Annotated in this window: 15 protein-coding genes and 1 rRNA gene; 13 read left to right on the top strand and 3 right to left on the bottom strand. The window is 42.7% G+C overall.

The window, feature by feature from the left end; translation table 11 throughout:
* The first annotated feature begins 17 nt into the window (after positions 1–17).
* The 5 genes from QXW63_08535 to QXW63_08515 all read left to right on the top strand — a co-directional run bounded on the left by QXW63_08535 (position 18) and on the right by QXW63_08515 (position 3,747).
* A complete protein-coding gene (locus tag QXW63_08535; GenBank protein ID MEM3461937.1) occupies positions 18–992 on the top strand; it encodes a phosphoesterase in 975 nt (324 codons plus the stop codon).
* 12 nt (positions 993–1,004) lie between these two features.
* Entirely contained in the window at positions 1,005–1,934 is a 930-nt protein-coding gene (locus QXW63_08530) for a hypothetical protein (protein MEM3461936.1), read from the top strand.
* Between the two features lie 51 nt (positions 1,935–1,985).
* Positions 1,986–2,105 (top strand): 5S ribosomal RNA (gene rrf, locus QXW63_08525).
* An 87-nt stretch (positions 2,106–2,192) separates the two neighbouring features.
* Positions 2,193–3,332 (top strand): DUF1512 domain-containing protein, encoded by a 1,140-nt coding sequence (locus QXW63_08520; protein MEM3461935.1) that lies wholly within the window; start codon positions 2,193–2,195, stop codon positions 3,330–3,332.
* A 13-nt stretch (positions 3,333–3,345) separates the two neighbouring features.
* Positions 3,346–3,747: a hypothetical protein gene (locus QXW63_08515; protein ID MEM3461934.1), complete on the top strand. Its 402-nt coding sequence runs from the start codon at positions 3,346–3,348 to the stop codon at positions 3,745–3,747.
* Here the strand turns inward: QXW63_08515 and map are convergent.
* The gene (gene map / locus QXW63_08510; protein MEM3461933.1) at positions 3,744–4,649 is read right to left on the bottom strand and encodes a type II methionyl aminopeptidase; all 906 of its coding nucleotides are present in this window, start codon (positions 4,647–4,649) and stop codon (positions 3,744–3,746) included. The genes QXW63_08515 and map overlap by 4 nt on opposite strands.
* A 76-nt stretch (positions 4,650–4,725) precedes the next feature.
* Here map and QXW63_08505 point away from each other — a divergent pair, with 76 nt between their 5' ends.
* On the top strand, positions 4,726–5,397 hold the full coding sequence (locus tag QXW63_08505; protein MEM3461932.1) for a metal-dependent hydrolase: 672 nt from the start codon (positions 4,726–4,728) through the stop codon (positions 5,395–5,397).
* 13 nt (positions 5,398–5,410) lie between these two features.
* Here the strand turns inward: QXW63_08505 and QXW63_08500 are convergent, their stop codons facing one another.
* Positions 5,411–5,968: a flavin reductase family protein gene (locus QXW63_08500; protein MEM3461931.1), complete on the bottom strand. Its 558-nt coding sequence runs from the start codon at positions 5,966–5,968 to the stop codon at positions 5,411–5,413.
* A 156-nt stretch (positions 5,969–6,124) separates the two neighbouring features.
* Between QXW63_08500 and QXW63_08495 the strand changes: the two genes are divergently transcribed.
* From QXW63_08495 to dnaG, 7 genes are all read left to right on the top strand, one after another.
* The gene (locus tag QXW63_08495; protein MEM3461930.1) at positions 6,125–6,583 is read left to right on the top strand and encodes a hypothetical protein; all 459 of its coding nucleotides are present in this window, start codon (positions 6,125–6,127) and stop codon (positions 6,581–6,583) included.
* Positions 6,584–6,769: 186 nt separating this feature from the next.
* Positions 6,770–7,879: a tryptophan--tRNA ligase gene (gene trpS / locus QXW63_08490; protein MEM3461929.1), complete on the top strand. Its 1,110-nt coding sequence runs from the start codon at positions 6,770–6,772 to the stop codon at positions 7,877–7,879.
* Positions 7,880–8,071: 192 nt separating this feature from the next.
* Entirely contained in the window at positions 8,072–9,598 is a 1,527-nt protein-coding gene (locus QXW63_08485; protein MEM3461928.1) for a phenylalanine--tRNA ligase subunit alpha, read from the top strand.
* The gene (pheT, locus tag QXW63_08480; GenBank protein MEM3461927.1) at positions 9,589–11,247 is read left to right on the top strand and encodes a phenylalanine--tRNA ligase subunit beta; all 1,659 of its coding nucleotides are present in this window, start codon (positions 9,589–9,591) and stop codon (positions 11,245–11,247) included. Before QXW63_08485 ends, pheT begins: the two co-directional genes overlap by 10 nt.
* 425 nt (positions 11,248–11,672) lie before the next feature.
* Complete coding sequence (locus QXW63_08475; protein ID MEM3461926.1) at positions 11,673–12,749, top strand: tyrosine--tRNA ligase; 1,077 nt, start codon at positions 11,673–11,675, stop codon at positions 12,747–12,749.
* A gap of 5 nt (positions 12,750–12,754) precedes the next feature.
* Positions 12,755–13,171 carry a toprim domain-containing protein gene (locus tag QXW63_08470; protein ID MEM3461925.1) on the top strand — a complete coding sequence of 139 codons (417 nt, stop codon included), beginning with the start codon at positions 12,755–12,757 and terminating at the stop codon, positions 13,169–13,171.
* An 83-nt stretch (positions 13,172–13,254) separates the two neighbouring features.
* Positions 13,255–14,421: a DNA primase DnaG gene (gene dnaG / locus QXW63_08465; protein ID MEM3461924.1), complete on the top strand. Its 1,167-nt coding sequence runs from the start codon at positions 13,255–13,257 to the stop codon at positions 14,419–14,421.
* Here the strand turns inward: dnaG and QXW63_08460 are convergent.
* Positions 14,418–16,802 (bottom strand): DNA polymerase domain-containing protein, encoded by a 2,385-nt coding sequence (locus QXW63_08460; protein MEM3461923.1) that lies wholly within the window; start codon positions 16,800–16,802, stop codon positions 14,418–14,420. The genes dnaG and QXW63_08460 overlap by 4 nt on opposite strands.
* Between the last annotated feature and the right edge of the window lie 114 nt (positions 16,803–16,916).

Here is a 16,916-nt window from a genome sequence, read left to right as displayed (position 1 = left end):
TGATGGAGTATGCGTAATTGAGCTTTCTGTTTGGAAGAAAGAAAGAAGAGACGACTAAGATACTTTTTGCCACAGACATGCACGGGTCAGAAGGGTCTTGGAGAAAATTCCTAAACGCTTCTGCCATGCTCAAAGTCAATGTGGCTATTTGCGGCGGAGATTTAACTGGAAAAATGATTGTTCCGATCGTTGAGCAGAAAGACGGAAAGTACACTTATTATCTTATGGGTGGAACCCACACTACAGACTCTGCTGGTTTGGAGAAAGCGTTCAAAGACATTAGGGGAATAGGCTACTATCCACACGTTACCAACGAAAGTGAATATGAAGAAATGACTAGAAACCCCAAAAAAGTAGACGAAGTCTTCCACAGCGTTATGATATCAACGCTGAAACGATGGTTCGACCTCATCCCGGAAAAAGTTCCAAGCGAAACAAAAGTGGTTGTTTGCCCTGGAAATGATGACAGATTTCCAGTGGACGAATTAATCGAAAAACACAAGAGCGTAATCAACGGAGAAGGCAAAGTAATCAAAATAGACGAATCTCACGAGATGGTAAGCTGCGGTTGGGTTAACCCCAGTCCATGGAAAACGGCACGCGAAGAGGAAGAAGACAAGCTTGAAGAAAGACTTGAAAAATACATTTCTCAGTTGACAGACGTGAAAAACGCTATATTCAACTTTCATGCTCCGCCGTTTGAATCCAAAATAGACGAAGCGCCACTGTTGGATAAGGATTTGAATCCAATCATACGGAGCGGAAGCGTTGTGATGGTTCCAGTAGGCTCAAAGGCTGTACGGAAAATGATAGAAAAATATCAGCCCTTCTTGGGCTTACATGGTCACATACATGAATCTGCGGGTTGCATAAAAATAGGCAGGACACACTGCGTTAACCCGGGAAGCGAATACGCCGAAGGAATAATACGAGCGTTCTTTATAGAATTTAAAGGAGACAAGCTAACTAGGCTGCAGAGAATAGAAGGTTAGAGGCAGCGCCTAATGGCTTGGCTATTGGACAAGGAAATTAAAAGAGAATTACCAGCAGAATGGAAAGATGTAGTTCCAACCGAAGTTTTCATGCAAGAAGCAGAAACGATAGTTGAGAAAGCCAACCAAAAAGGCATACCATTAAGAATTATGGGCGGGTTAGGAATAGCCATACGCTGCCGACGTTTCAGAGACTTTACAATCAAGCTGGGAAGAGTTGGAACAGGCGTTGTCCAAGGTCAAGAATACAGCGACATAGACTTCATGTCCTATGGCAAGCATAGAGAGAAAGTGAAAGAATTTTTTGGAGAAATCGGCTACGCAAAACGAAGAGCAACACTCTCTTCAGCAGCTTCTGACAGACAAATATATTACCATCCCAAAGGCTGGTTTTACGTTGACGTTTTCTTCGACAAACTAATGGTGGCAAACCACCCAATAGACTTCAAAGGAAGACTTGAACTGGAATACCCAACAATCACGGCAACAGACATGCTTCTTGAAAAAATACAGATGTGGGAAGCCTTCAGCATTAAAGACCTAAAAGACTGCTTACTCTTGTTGAAAGCACATGAGGTTAAAGAAAAAAGCGAAAAAGAATGCATAGACTCTGCGTACATAGCCAAAACCCTGTCACAAGACTGGGGATTCTGGTACACAGCCACAACCAACCTAAAAAACCTCAAAAAATTCTTAACAGAAATAGACAAACTCGGACCAGAAGCAGACATCGACCCCAAAAAAATCGAGGAAAAAGATCGACAAGAAATAACCAAAAAGATCGAAGCAATTTTGCAAGCAATAGAGAAAGAACCCAAATCTTTCGGGTGGAAAATGCGGGCAAAAATTGGCACGAAGAAAACATGGTACAATCCTGTCGAACGCCCCGAAACTGTAGGCGGATTCGGCATCTGGGAAGCCATACGAAAAGAAGAAAGTTAGCCTGTCAAAAGCGAAAAGTTAATGAGCATAAGCTTAACGTGTATTCTGGGGTTTGCCGGTCATAGGGCGCGGGACCCACCCGATCCCATTCCGAACTCGGAAGTTAAACCGCGCTCCGTTCTCGGCTGTAGTGTGGTCTTAGGCCACGCGAACCCGGGAAAGCTGGCTGCCCCTTTTATAATTTAATCTGTTAATTTGGAGGAGAATTACCTAAAATTTATAACTAAGCGTTTGTTAGTCTTTTCGAAAGGTGAGCATGTGAACATATTCGCAGTGATTTCCAGTCTTCAAAATACGGTTGCGCAGGAACCGTTTGGAGAGTTCTCCTGGATTCTTAACATACTTTTCTATGTCGTCTTCATAATTTTCATTTTTTATGGACAGAGAATTCAAATGTATGTTATGATTAGGGAAGTTGAAGGGTCACTTTATAAATTGAAGTACATAAAGGATGAAGGACGAAAAACCGCGATAGAAACAATAAAGGAGATTGGAAAACCGCAAGTGGACCCAACCGTGAGGGTTGACAGATTTCTAGAGTACTTCACAATATCGCCTCAAAGTCTTGACCCAGCAGGTGTTGTTTGGAAGCTTGAGCACATACTTGACGTTAGGGATGTCCGGTTTAAAGACGAAGTGAAGTTTATGGCTCCCGCTGCAGACGAGACGCAAGTTAACAATTTAGAAAACACTCTTGAAGCGGCAATGGCGTTAAACTACATTTACAAGGTGATAAGGCACTATTACTTGCTTGGCAAAAAGACGCTTAGCCTCTACATTATAATGCAGTTGCAAATGATACTGCCCCTCGTCATGCGAGAAGCAGAAGCCTACGCAAGCGCGTTAAAAGCATTCGCTTACGGACAACCAATCGGCGACGGCGCCGGCGCATTAGTGGCTGCAAAACTCATGTATGGACATGAGAAAAGGAAAATACCTAAGGATTGTGTTGTCGCGACCGTGCCGATAGAAGGACGCACAGCCTATGTGATAAAAGCTGAGGGACCAGGTGGAAACGTTGGCAAAATTGGAGATGGAATAAGAACGGTTATTGAAGAGAATGAAGGAAAGATTGCCACAGTAATAATGATTGATGCTGCCATGAAGCTTGAAGGCGAAGAAATCGGCGAAGTTGCTGAAGGAGTCGGCGCGGCGATAGGCGGACCAGGCGTTGACCAGTTCAAAATCGAAGAGTCACTTTTGAAGTATCGAATACCAATAAATGCAGTAATAGTCAAAGAGGACATTGGCGATGCAGTTTCGCCCATGCGCAAGGAAATCTTTGACGCGGTGGATAAGACTATTGAGAGAATAAAGCAGGTCATTTTGGAGAAGACCAAAGAGGGTGACAAGGTGATAATTGCGGGTGTCGGTAACACGATAGGCATTGGGCAGTGAGGAGGCAAATGGAATGAGTAGAACACCACAAAACTCGTCAACTAAAATTTCATCGTTTGTGTTGGTAATAATCTTTATAGGATTAGCGTTGTCTTTGAGCGCGTTAATGGTTGCGCTTGCCTATTTTGGAAGCGGCAACGAAGTTTTAGCTGGATACTTCTTATTAGTGGGTTTCTTGGGAGTAGCTTTATCTACATACGTGCTGTTTCAGACAAGAAGACGAATCATGCGCTTAAAAATTGAGATTCCGCCCGTGACGACTACAATTGAATGTCGAAAGTGCGGTTTCAAAAGTGTAAGAGAATTTCAGCGTGGCGATTACATCTTCAAAGAAGTTGAGCCTTGCCAAAAATGTAATGACAAAATGTTGATAACGGCAATTTATAGGGAAGTCAAAGAAAAATTGAGTCCTTAGGTTAGGACGACGCAGCCTTCTTGCACTATTAAGACGGTGTGTTCTGCTTGAGCCACGGGTTTTCTGCTTATTTCAACAAAAATTGGATAGCTCATGATTGCTTTTGAAGCTAATAATTCTCGAAACGCGTCTCGATGATGCTCATTTGGCACCACACCTTCCAACCAGCGTTCAGCGAAGGGCAAGGTTCTGAAGTTTTCCTCGATATACTTCATAAGCTCTTTTGCATACGGGTTTTTTACAGATTTAGCTTTAAGAAAACGGAAGATTGTGGCTTCATCGCCATCTTCAACGCGTCCCACAGCGTCTGGTAAAGTCACGAAGGGTTCAATAGCGTAAACTCCTCCTAACTTGATTTTTGAAAAAGACAACTGTGAAACATTCGGCACAGAAGTGCCAGCATGCACCAAGTATCGTCCTACTGAGTGCCCCGTTAGGTTTGAGACTGGTTTTAAGCCGCGTGATTTTATGGTTTTTTCGATGATTTCGCCTAATTTTGAAGTGGGTATTTCTGGGCGAATGTTGTCTATAGCCGCTTTCAAGGCTTGTTCAGCCGTTTCTACAAGAATTTCATGTTCTGGGTTAAAGGATACTGTGAATGCGGTGTCAGTTACGTAACCGTCCACGTGAGCGCCAATGTCAACTTTGACAATAGAGTTTTTTGGAATTTTTGCGGTGTCGTTTGGCGGTGACGTATAATGTGCAGCTATTTCGTTCACTGAAACATTGCATGGAAACGCTGGTTTTCCACCTTTTTCTCGTATAAGCGCTTCGGCTCTCTCGCAGATTTCTATTATAGGCATGTCTTCGCGAACGAAACTTCTCATTTCCTCTCGTGTTTCGCGGAGAATTTTTCCAGAAAGCTGAAGCTTTTCAAGGGCATCTTTATCGTATTTACTCATTGATTTCACACTTTACTTTTAATAACGCCTAACCATGTTATAATTTAAAAGGGTTTAGTGGCGAGGTGAAAAATGGTTGGTTAAAGTAACGTGGTTTGGGCATGCGGCATTCAAAATTGAAATTGCTGACAAAATTGTTCTGGTTGACCCATGGCTTGATGGAAACCCAACATCGCCAGTTAAGGCTTCGGAAATAACTAAAGCGGACATAGTTTATGTTACGCATGACCACGGGGACCATTTAGGCGATGCAATAAATATCTGCAAGAGGACGAGTGCGACTTTTGTGGCTAACATTGAACTTGGCGATTTTGCAAAAGAAAACGGTGTCAAAAACGTGGAAGGATTGAATATTGGCGGGAGCGTGGAAGTCAAAGGAATAAGATTTCTGATAACTCAAGCGTTGCATACGGATTCGCGTGGTGCGCCGACCGGTGTTATAATTGAGGGTGAAGGCAAAAGAGTTTATCATGCGGGGGACACGGGGCTTTTTGGAGACATGAGCTTAATCGGCGAGTTATACAAGCTTGATTTGGCTTTGATTCCTATAGGTGGCTATTATACTATGGGTGCTAAGGAAGCAGCGGAGGCTGTTAAAATGCTTAAACCTAAAGCGGTCATTCCGATGCATTATAAGACGTTTCCGGTTCTGGCGCAATCAGCTGACGAATTTGGAAAAATTGTTAAAGAGAAAATGCCTAAAGTGAAAGTGGTGGTGCTTAAGCCTGGCGAAAGTTACCAGTTCTAGTTTAGCAATACATTCATAGTTTAGGCGTTAACACTTTAGGGTCAAGCGTTGCGAACTCGTTTCCGCCTAGGTGGAATACCATTTTTGCTTTTTCTAGGCTATATGTTTCAGTGAAGGCATCAGCATCTGCGTAGGCGTCGACTATTTCGCCGATGAATATTGTGTGGTCGCCAGTTGTAAATTGACTGTGAAGTTTGCATTCCAAATGTGCCACGCATTCTTTTATTGCTGGCGGCTTCACTTTTTTCGCTGGTAAAGGCGTTAAGCCGGTTTCTTTGAACTTGTTATGTTCTCTGCCGCTGACTCTGCCGCAGAACAGCGTTTCTTTTAGGATGTTAATTGTTGGGATGTTGACGACGAATTCTTTTGTTTCTTCAATTAGGCTGTGTGAGTGTCTTCGTGGCGAGATGCTTATTGCGACTAATGGCGGATTAATTGATGTTGGCATTGCCCACGCCAAGGTTATAATGTTTGGTTTTCCACTTTTGTCAATGCAGGAAACAAGCACTGTGTGCATTGGATGTAGCAGTCTGGAAGCTGAGGAAGGATTGACGTTAACCTTTTCAGACATGGCTATTACCTCAAACAAGCATACTCGAAGTTTGCGTTTTATTGGTATTTTTAAACATCTATTAAGTTTTGTTATGACGTTTTCGTGCAGTGGACAATTTCTATTAATCGGAAGTACTCATAAGATTCAAATATCCCGTGTCCTAACAAGACACTCATGTCATTCAAGTATGAATCTCCAGAATTTTCAGATGAGCTGAAGAAAAGAATAAACGCTAATGTGGAGTATCGAGAAAAAGTCAAGGGAATGAACTGGAAAACACTGGTTATCGTTAAAGAATTGCCTTTTGCTACGTTTTCAAAGTTTGAGAATGGAGAGCTTATTGAAAGAAAACATGTGCCTTCCAGTGAAATTGAAGAACATAGGAAAATAAGTGATTTTGTTGTGGAAATTCCCACTTATGAATTATCTGTTGAGGTGGTTACGGGTAGAAAATCTTTGGAGTCGCTTTACTTCAACAAGATTGTGAAGTTGGATGGTTCGCTTTTTAAGGCGTTGCAATACAGAGGCGCCATGGAAATGGTTAGTAAAATAACTGCGGAGCTGGTTAAGGATTCTGTGATTCCTTCAAAGGAAGAGTTCGCCGAAATGTTGCGTAAACGCGGTTTGCTCTAAACAAGCCAGCGCATGGAGTATTCTTCCAGAAAGTTTAAACGTCACTTGAAAGCATTTTAGATGGGGAATGCGTTGGACTGGCATTAACGCTTGCCAAAATTCTCTCTGTTTTTGTAGCGTATGCACTTAACTTTAAAAACCTTCTAGTGTTTATATGCTCCTTTAACGCCTATGGAGGAGAAACTCTTGCAGCAAGACCCTAGCAAGAAAACGGTGCTTGACCCCTTCGGAACAAGCGTGATTGCAGATTACGAACGCCTATACAAAGAGTTTGGAATTGAGCCGTTTAAGCCGTTTCTATCGAAAGTGCCTAATCCTTCGCTTTACATGAGGCGTGGCGTAGTTTTCGGACACCGCGACTTCGAAAGAATACTGAATGCGATGAAGAAACATGAGGAATTTGCAGTTTTAAGCGGCATAAAACCTTCCGGCGAGTTCCATCTTGGCACGTTAATGACTGCGAAGGAAATCATTTATTTCCAGCAGCAAGGCGCTCAGACGTTCTATTGTATTGCAGATATTGAATCCTACGAGGACAACAAGGTTCCGTTTGAAAAAAGTGAAAAAATAGCCGTTGACAACGTAGCGGATTTGCTTGCGCTTGGGTTGGACCCGAAAAAAGCGTATATTTACCGTCAATCCAAAGAAAACCATGTGAAGGATTTGGCGATAGTCTTTGGTAGAGCTGCAACGTTGGCTACGATGAAGGCAATCTACGGCGAACGCAACATAGGCTTATACTTGGCTGCTTTGATACAGGCTGGAGATATTCTTTTGCCTCAGCTTGAAGAGTTTGGAGGACCAAAACCCACAGTTATCCCAGTCGGTGTTGACCAGGACCCTCACATTCGCTTCACGAGAGACCTCGCTCAAATATTCTATAAGAAATACGGTTTTGTTCTTCCCTCGTCGACTTATCACAAGCTCATGAAGGGTTTGGATGGTTCTCCGAAAATGAGCAAGCGCCTAATGAACTATTTTACTTTGCATGACAAGCCTGAAGTGATTGCGCAGAGAATCTCTAATGCGTTTACTGGCGGGAGAGCAACCATCAAGGAACAACGTGAGCTCGGCGGGGTTCCCGAGATTTGTCCGGTTTACGAAGTTTGCATGTTCCACTTTGTCGAGGATGATGATGAAATCATAAGGGTTTACAATGATTGCAAGACTGGGAAACTTCTCTGTGGAGAGCATAAGAAACAAACGATTGACATAGTTACGAAGTTTGTTAAGGAGCATCAACGCAAAAAGAAGCAGTTTATCGATAAAGCTAAGGAAATTCTGAATGTTGAATGATAAGAGGGCGAAATAAACATTAAATAATCCTTTGCACATTCCCTTATGCACGGTGAAGTGATGCCTCGCCAATTTACATAAAAAAACAAACGTTTTCTAACCGAAAAACAGCGAGGACCACGCATACTTTTATTAAAACAATAACAACTACATTACAAACTTCACCCAGCCACATTCATGAAGGGAAAAAGCATGGTTGACCTCAGAGAACACGAACGCAAAACACTTCTAGCGTTAGAAAAGCTCCAAGGAAAGGCTTCAGTTGAACAATTAATGGCGGAAACTGGACTGCCAAACGCTGCGATAATGCGCGCAGCATTGACAATGCAGGAAAAGAAGCTTGTTAAAATAAACGAGAAGAAGCAGACAATCGCGGGACTTAGCAAGGAAGGGGCATTATACGCGAAAAAGGGGCTGCCGGAACGCAGAATTTTAAACGTGCTTTATAACAAAGGCTGCGAAACTGCAATTTCTACTGCTGTGAAAGAGGCAGAGGTTCCTTCTGACACTGTTTCTGTAGCGTTAGGTTGGCTTGTGCGGAGAAAATGGGCGGTGATAAACCAAAAGAACCGCACGCTCGCCATCACCAAAGATGTTTTAGCTCAGAAACCACCTAAAACTGATGAAGAAAAACTTCTCGAAATTTTAGCGGAAAGAAAATCAGTGGTTGTTGAAGGGTTGGACAAGTGGCTTCAAGACGCTGTTGCCCTGCTGAAACGTCGTAAGCTTATGGAAACAAAGGAGAAATCAATTTACGAGTTGGAGCTAACAGAAGAGGGAAAGAAGCTAGTCAAAAAAGGATTAGAAATTATTAAGGAAGAAGTAACTCAGCTAACGCCTGAACTTATTATTACTGGAAAATGGCGTGAAACAAAACTGAGAAAATTCGACGTTACCGCGCCTGGGCCAGTTGTTTATCCGAGCAAAAGTCATCCGTTGCAGCAAATTATAACTCGTGTCCGCGAAATCTTTCTCGAAATGGGTTTTACAGAAATCCGTGGACCATTAGTTGAAACTGCCTTCTGGAACTTTGACGCTTTATTCCAGCCTCAGGACCACCCAGCCCGCGAGATGATGGACACTTTCTATTTGGCTAATCCTAAAGCTGGGAAACTGCCTTCAAAAGGCATAGTGAATGCTGTTGCTAAAACGCATGAAAACGGTTGGACAACGGGTTCTAAGGGTTGGCATTACAAGTGGAGTCATGCAGAAGCGAAAAGGCTTGTTTTGCGAACGCACACGACAGCTGAAACGATAAAGTATCTTTCTCAGCATCGAAAACCGCCAATAAAAGTGTTTTCTGTTGATAGGGTTTACCGCAACGAGCAAGTCACGTACAAGCATCTTCCAGAATTTTATCAAGTAGAAGGCATAGTCATGGATAAAAGCGTGACACTTGAAGATTTAATGGGCACGTTAAAGGCGTTCTACGCGAAAATGGGACTGAAGAAAGTGGAGTTTTGGTCATGCTACTTCCCATACACTGAACCTTCAGCCCAAGCAATGGTTTACCATCCCAAACTTAAGCGGTGGATGGAACTGTGCGGAATGGGCATTTTTAGGCCAGAAGTCACTGCGCCCGTGGGCGTCAAATATCCAGTGCTTGCGTGGGGCGGTGGATTAGAGCGTTTAGCGATGATTGAGCTTGGCGTGGATGATATTAGAACACTTTATGGTAACCGTCTTGAATGGCTTAGGAGGACACCATTATGCCAGTGATAACGCTTTACAAGGAAAGATTTTCCAAATTCATGGGCAAGAAAGTCACGATTGAGGAATTGACAAAGAATTTGCCATGGATTGGCTTCGACTTGGAAGAGATAACTGAAGATTACGTGAAAGCCGAGTATAACCCCAACCGCATCGACTTTTGCAGTTACGTGGGTGTCGCCAGAGCTTTGAAAGGATTCTTGGAATTGGAAACTGGACTGCCAAAATACACTTTGAACGCTCCGAAAACCACGCTTGTCATAGACAAAGCTGTTGCCAATGTTAGACCATACATGCTTGCGGGCGTTGTTCGTGGCATAAAGCTTGATGAAGACGCTGTTGTCGAGTTGATGGAGATTCAGGAAGACCTTCACTGGGGAATCGGCAGAGACCGCAAAAAAGCGTCTATTGGCATTCACAACCTAGACGTAGTCAAGCCGCCTTTCACTTTCACGGCTGTTGAGCCTAAAAGCGTGAAGTTTGTTCCTTTAGGTAAGACTGAAGAGATGGATTTGAAGGAGATTTTGGAGAAGCATGAGAAGGGAATGGATTATCGTCATCTTGTGGACTGGTCGCCAACGTATCCATTGTTAATTGACAAGGACGGCGCTGTTCTTTCGATGCCTCCGATAATAAATGGGGAATTAACGAGAGTAGACGCTAACACGCGAAACTTGTTTTTGGATGTTACTGGCACAAGCTATGAAGCTGTTGAAAAAAGCTTGAATGTTTTAGCCACAGCTTTAGCGGAAATGGGCGGCACGCTCGAAAAGGTTAACGTGAAATACTCTGATCGCACTGTGGTTTCGCCGAACCTTGACGCTGAAAAGATGAGGTTGAGAGTTGATTATGCAAATGAGCTTCTCGGTTTGAAGCTTTCTGAAGCAGAAACTATTAGGTGCTTGCGAAAATGCAGATTGGATGCAAAGAAAACATGCAAAGGAGTTTTGGAAGTTTCTTATCCCGCTTATCGAATTGACATCCTTCACGAAGTGGATTTAGTCGAAGAAGTCGCCATAGGCTACGGATATTACAAGCTGAAGCCAACAATTCCTAAGGCTGTAACAGTCGGCGAACAGCATCCAGCCCACAGACTGGCGAACACTGCGCGTCAAATAATGATAGGCTTAGGCTTTTTGGAAGCCATGAATTTCACACTTACAAACGAACGCATCCACTACGAGTACATGCGAACCAAACCAGAAAACCCAATAAAACTTGCCAATCCAGTCTCCATGGACTATACAATAATGCGGCAATCCCTATTGCCTGGACTGATGAAAAATTTGGCTGACAACAAAAGCGAAAGCTTTCCACAGCGATTGTTCGAGGCATCGGATGTTGGAAAAATAAACAAGCGAACAGAAACCATGTGCGAAAGGAGACTTCACGTAGCTGCAGTCGCTTCACATTCCACAGCGAACTTCACCGAGATAAAATCAATTGTTGAGGCTTTTCTTGCGAATTTGGGATTGAAATGGCAAATAAAAGAGGCTAAACACCCAAGCTTCTTAGAAGGCAGAACCGCCGCCATAATCATCAACGGCAAACAGCTGGGCGTTTTAGGCGAGATTCACCCGCAAGTCCTAAACAACTTTGAACTTGAAAACCCAACAGCAGCATTCGAAATAGACCTAGAACCACTAATAAGAAAATAATGAAATATAGCCTATAACACATTACCTTGGAAGAGAGTAGACTAACGGGTCAACCTATTTATAAGGGGGGTCTAGTCACAAAAAAGAACCTATTTTTTCCAACAACCACTCATCAGTAGACAGTAATGTTTAACTTTTCAAAAACCCACCTAATCCATGGGCGATGACAAAGTCTGGAGCTTCCCAAATCCCACCGGCAAATCCATGAAGACGGACCCAACAAAGGCAACAAGCCAATGACGAAGGGTTTACCCAAACATGGGACACGGTGGGCGCGGGCGCAAAAATCCCACGCCGAGAGAGCTTAACCTAGAGGAGCGCAACGCTCCACAGTGAAGTTAAGTGATAGGTTACGTGGGAAACAAACGCCCGCGAAACAACTTTTAAGTCTCTCTTCCGCATAGAAAGTTAGAAGTTGATAAAGATTGGACATAGAAACAAAAATCGACCTAATCAAAAAGCCGCCAACAGAAGAAATCCTAACAGAAAAAGAACTAAGACAACTTTTACAAACAAACGAGCACCCCGGACACTATCAAGGCTTTGAGATTTCCGGCTTGCTACATTTAGGAAACCTAATAATCTCCGGCTTCAAAATAAACGACTTCCTAAAAGCAGGAATAAAATGTCAAGTCTACCTCGCCGACTGGCACAGCTTCATAAACAACAAGTTCGGCGGCGACTGGAACAAAATCCTCTCCGCATCCAAATACTACGCTGAAGCCTTCAAATTCTTCTGCCCCGGAGCAAAAATCGTCGTAGGCTCAGAACTTTACCACAACAACGACGAGTACTGGCGAAACCTACTAAAATTCGCGAAGCACATGACGCTCAGCAGAAGCCTCCGTTGCCTAACAATAATGGGAAGAAGCGAAAACGAAAAACTCGATTTATCCCAGTATTTCTACGCGCCAATGCAAGCAGTGGACGTGAAAGAAATAGGCGCCGACATACCACACGGGGGAATGGACCAAAGAAAAGCCCACGTGCTCGCAAGAGAAATCTTCCCAAAAATGGGCTGGACCAAACCAGTCGCAGTTCACCACCATGTGCTCATGGGCATAGCAGAACCAGTCAAACTCAAAACCAAAGACAAACTCGAACAAGTCATCGCAAGCAAAATGAGCAAATCCAAACCATGGACCGCCATATTCATCCACGACACAGACCAACAAATAAAAGAAAAACTACGCAAAGCATGGTGCCCAGAAAAACAAGTAGACATGAACCCCATTTTAGACATAGCCAAACACGTAGTATTCCACGAAACAAAAACATTCAAAATAGAACGCCCAACAAAATTCGGCGGCACAATAGAATTCGAAAACTACGAGGAACTAGAAAAAGCCTACGCACAAGGCAAACTGCACCCGCAAGACCTCAAAAACGCAGTAGCAGAAGAACTCTCCAAAATCATCAGCCCCATCAGAAAATACTTCGAAACCAACAAACAAGCAAAAGAACACTTAGAAGTGCTGAAAGAAGCTCAAATAACAAGGTAAACATCTTGTCAACACGCCTCAAAGAAAAAGAAGAGAAAATTCTGCAAATTCTGTCATGCCTAGCTGAAGAATCAGCGAAAGGAACCCCAATAGTCGTGGAAGGCAAAAAAGACATTGAAGCATTAAGAAACATGGGCATCCAAGGAAAAATACTCTCAGCAAAAACCGGCGGAAAAACACTCCTAGACGTAGTTTCAGAAATAGAAAAATGTGGAACACGAGAAGTTATTCTGATGTTAGATTTCGACAGACGCGGAGAAGAATGGACCAAACGCCTAACACAGATACTTGAAAAAACCAGAATAAAAATTAACACTGAATATCGAAATGCGCTATTAAGCCTCGTAGGCAGAGACATAAAAGATGTTGAAAGCCTAACAGCTTACATGGAAACATTAAAGAGCAAGATTTGTAATTCATAAAACTAATAAAGAGTTAGAATAATAATCTCGTGAATTGAGAGCAAGATTCTCTCATAACACGGTGAAACTAACCCTCACATAAAATAATCTGGAGGTGCACGTTTACGGGTTCATCACAAACGTTTACCATAAAGTATGTTATACATGCAAAATTCGAAATAGAAGGAGTAGTTGAAAAACCAGACGTTATAGGAGCAGTTTTCGGACAGACAGAAGGACTTTTCGGACCAGAACTCGACCTCAGAGAACTGCAAAAATCAGGCAGAATCGGAAGAATCGAAATCGAATTACACTCAAAAAACGACAAAACCACAGGCAGCATAACAATCCCAACAAGCATGGACCGCGTCTCCACAGCCCTAATCGCCGCAAGCATAGAAAGCATAAACAGAGTCGGACCATGCGCCGCAAAAGTAACACTCGAAAAAATCGAAGACGTAAGAGAAGCAAGAAGAAAAGTAATAATCGACAGAGCCAAAGAAATTCTCCACAAATGGACCATCGAATCCATGCCATCCGTGGACGAAGTATTCAAAGAAATCGCAGAAACCCTCAAAATAGCCAAAGTCGAAAAGTACGGACCAGACGAATTATCCGCAGGACCAGAAGTCGACAGCTCCAAAGAAATAATCGTTGTAGAAGGAAGAGCAGACGTAATAAACCTAATGCGATGCGGACTACTCAACGTCATAGCCCTAGAAGGAGCAAAAGTTCCAGAAACAATCAAAAAACTAACCAGAGAAAAAGAATCCACAGCCTTCTTAGATGGCGACAGAGGCGGAGACCTAATCCTAAAGGAACTCTTGCAAGTTGCAAACGTAAAATACGTTGCCAGAGCGCCGAGAGGCAAAGAAGTTGAAGAATTAAACTGTAAAGAAATTTTTGATGCTTTAGAAGCAAAAGTTCCTATAGAGGAAGTATACAAGCCCCCGAAAAGAGAGAAACCAAAGATTGAAGTTCCTAAAGAGATAGCTCAAATTGCGAAGGAATTAGAAGGCACATTGGAAGCTGTGCTTCTCAACGAAAAGCTAGAACAAATAGAACGATTGCCAGTAAGCCAACTAGCTGAAAAACTTCAGCAAATGGAAGGAGTGGACACAGTAGTCTTCGACGGCATCATAACACAGAGAATCGTCGACATGGCAAGCGAAAAAAACGTAAAAAACATAATCGCATCGCGCATATCAGAAGCTGTGAAATCACCATTAAACGTTCAATTAATGACCTTTTCAGAAATCAAAGAAGCTTAACTGCCGAAAAAGTCCGTGAGTTTTCGAGTCTCCTTTTCTCCAACACTTGACGTTAGCAACTGTTCCTCGGTTATGCCAAAACTCTCGAGAATTCTGGCAGCAGCAGGCACAACCTGTTTTGACACATAATAATCCACATCTATTTCGTCATAAGAAGCAAAAATGTACGGTTTGACCCTCTCATATAAACGTCCAGTCCCAACCACAACCACATAACCTATTTTATCGCCAACCGCAAGCTCCCAACCCTTTTCCTTCAAAATTTTCGCTGCTTCCACATGAGAAGCCTTAATCTCATACTCTTCTGCAGGTTTTGTCAGCGTTTTCCAAATTATAAGGTCGCGAAATGGCACTTGTTTCTGGCGAAGTTCACAAATACACTGTTGCACAAAAGCGGCTGCCTTCTTTGGAGACTGCTCTTTAAGGATTATTTCCAAAACCTTCTCCTGCACTTTTTTAGCTATGGCAGCCCAATCTCCACGTATAACTTCCAAACCCACAATATCAAGACGCTCATCAGGCAGAAGCCCAGCATAACGTTTTTTGGCTTCTGTAAAGAAAATGCGCACGTAAATCTTGTCTGGTTTGATTTCTAACCCAAACTTTTCCTCAATTTCCCGTGAAAGCTTTTCCACTTTTTCTGGCTCGTACTTTACGAACATGCTGTCTGTGTCGCCGTAGATAACCCTTAAACCAATCTTTTTTGCCAAATCTACCGCGTTAAGTATTGTGTATCTTCCCCATGCAGTTGCAGCTTCAGCCACGGGCTTAACATACCATCTTGCACCTATCCAACCAGCATACCCGTAAGAAGCGTTAGTTATTACCTTCACTGCCTTTTGCCGCGCGTCCAAAACACGGTATTCAACACTTTTAGGATTCAAAGTTTTCATTCTTTTGCGAACTTCGTCCCGCACGCTAATAAGATATGATAATACTTCCTTATAGAAGCCTGCCGGTTCTTTTCTGAATCGATGCTTAACTTCAGGCGCTTCATAAACTCCAGTTTTTGGAATTGGCTCTTTCGGCGGTACATACGTGTCTGGAGACAAATTATAAGTTATCATCAAGTTTGGATACATAGCCTTAAAATCTAATACTGCAATGTTCTCGTGCAGTCCAGGTTCTGGCTTAAGCACTATCGCACCTGCGTAGGGTCTATATGGCTGTTCAATTCTTCTGGGCACGAGTTCGCCGATTTTTTGGGCATGTTTTATCAAGAACCATTCGACGCGGAAGCCCACAGCCGCAGTTCCCACGTGGTCTAATGGTAAGCCTACAAGATTTGAAAGCTGCATTGCAAAGTCTAATATGGCTTCGGTTATTCCCATAACGCAACGGGTGTTGTCAGAAGAGAACTTTTTTAAAATTTCACGCTTGTCTTTGTTGTCCCAGTAATCCGCAAAGTCTATTTCGTCGATTAATGTGCGGTTTTCAAGCTTCATAACTCCCAGATAATCCGCTAGATTCTCCAAAGTCTTAACCTTAACTTCTGGAAACTCGTCTGCGTAATCCGATAGGTCTATGTTGATTCTTCCAGTTAACGAAACGTGTCCATAAACACTTGTGTGAGGTTCAGTTCCAACTCTATCAACGGTTAATCGCAATCCAAGCTTTTTGCATCTTTCATTGAGATATTGCCAATCTTTCGTGTTTGTGCCGTAACCCACAATAATGTCTGGGTCATAATTTCGCACATAATTTAAGAAGGCTTGTAGAGCTTGTTTATCATTTTTATTTTCATCCGCCAAAAACTGTCTTTCCTCGCCGCTGTTTGTTGCAGTTGAAATAATGATTACAGGGTTTTTGTCGGGTTTAGGTGAACCTTCACGACTATAACATATCGTCGAGGAACCCAGAATTCTTAGTTGAGGAATTTCTGTTTTCTCTATGAGTTTAGGAGAAGATTTTGCTGTATAAACCTTGTCAGCTTGAACATGAAGCGTGTTCTTTTCTTCGTCTACTTCTACTTCATGCCAACCGCACGGAGCAATATTATTGTCAATTAAGTAGCGCATAGAACTGCGAATGTCGTCTTCGAAGCAATCTTTTACGCCTTCGAGCTTTCGAAAAACCTTAGCATATTTTATTATATCGTCAGGGTTTTTGCAGTAAACTTTCACGGCTTTAATTGGCTTTCCAAAAAACTTGCGTTCAGCAACCTCAAGTTTAGCAATGGATGCATGAGTCTCTTTCTCAATTTCTTCAACAACCTTTTTCGGATTCACCCCCTCTTCAACAACAGCATAGAAATAAGCAACAAAATTTCTGTCAATAACGAGCACGCGATTTTCAGAATCATCAATGCCCCAGAGCCAAATTTCAGGCGTGTTATTGCGAAGTTCATAGTTCAAATCTAAAAGCCAAAACGCGATTTTCATTGCCAAATCCCTTACGACCGTTAATAAGTAGATAAAAAGTTGCTTATAAAATACAACTTTACTGTTTGTTGAGAAAATTTTTAAGCAGTAACGGACAAAGTAGCAGTCTGGTGG

The organism is Candidatus Bathyarchaeia archaeon, assembly GCA_038873195.1.
Lineage (GTDB): Archaea > Thermoproteota > Bathyarchaeia > Bathyarchaeales > Bathycorpusculaceae > DSLH01.
The sequence above is the reverse complement of the archived record's forward strand: the minus strand, read 5'-3'. Positions and strand labels throughout refer to the sequence as shown.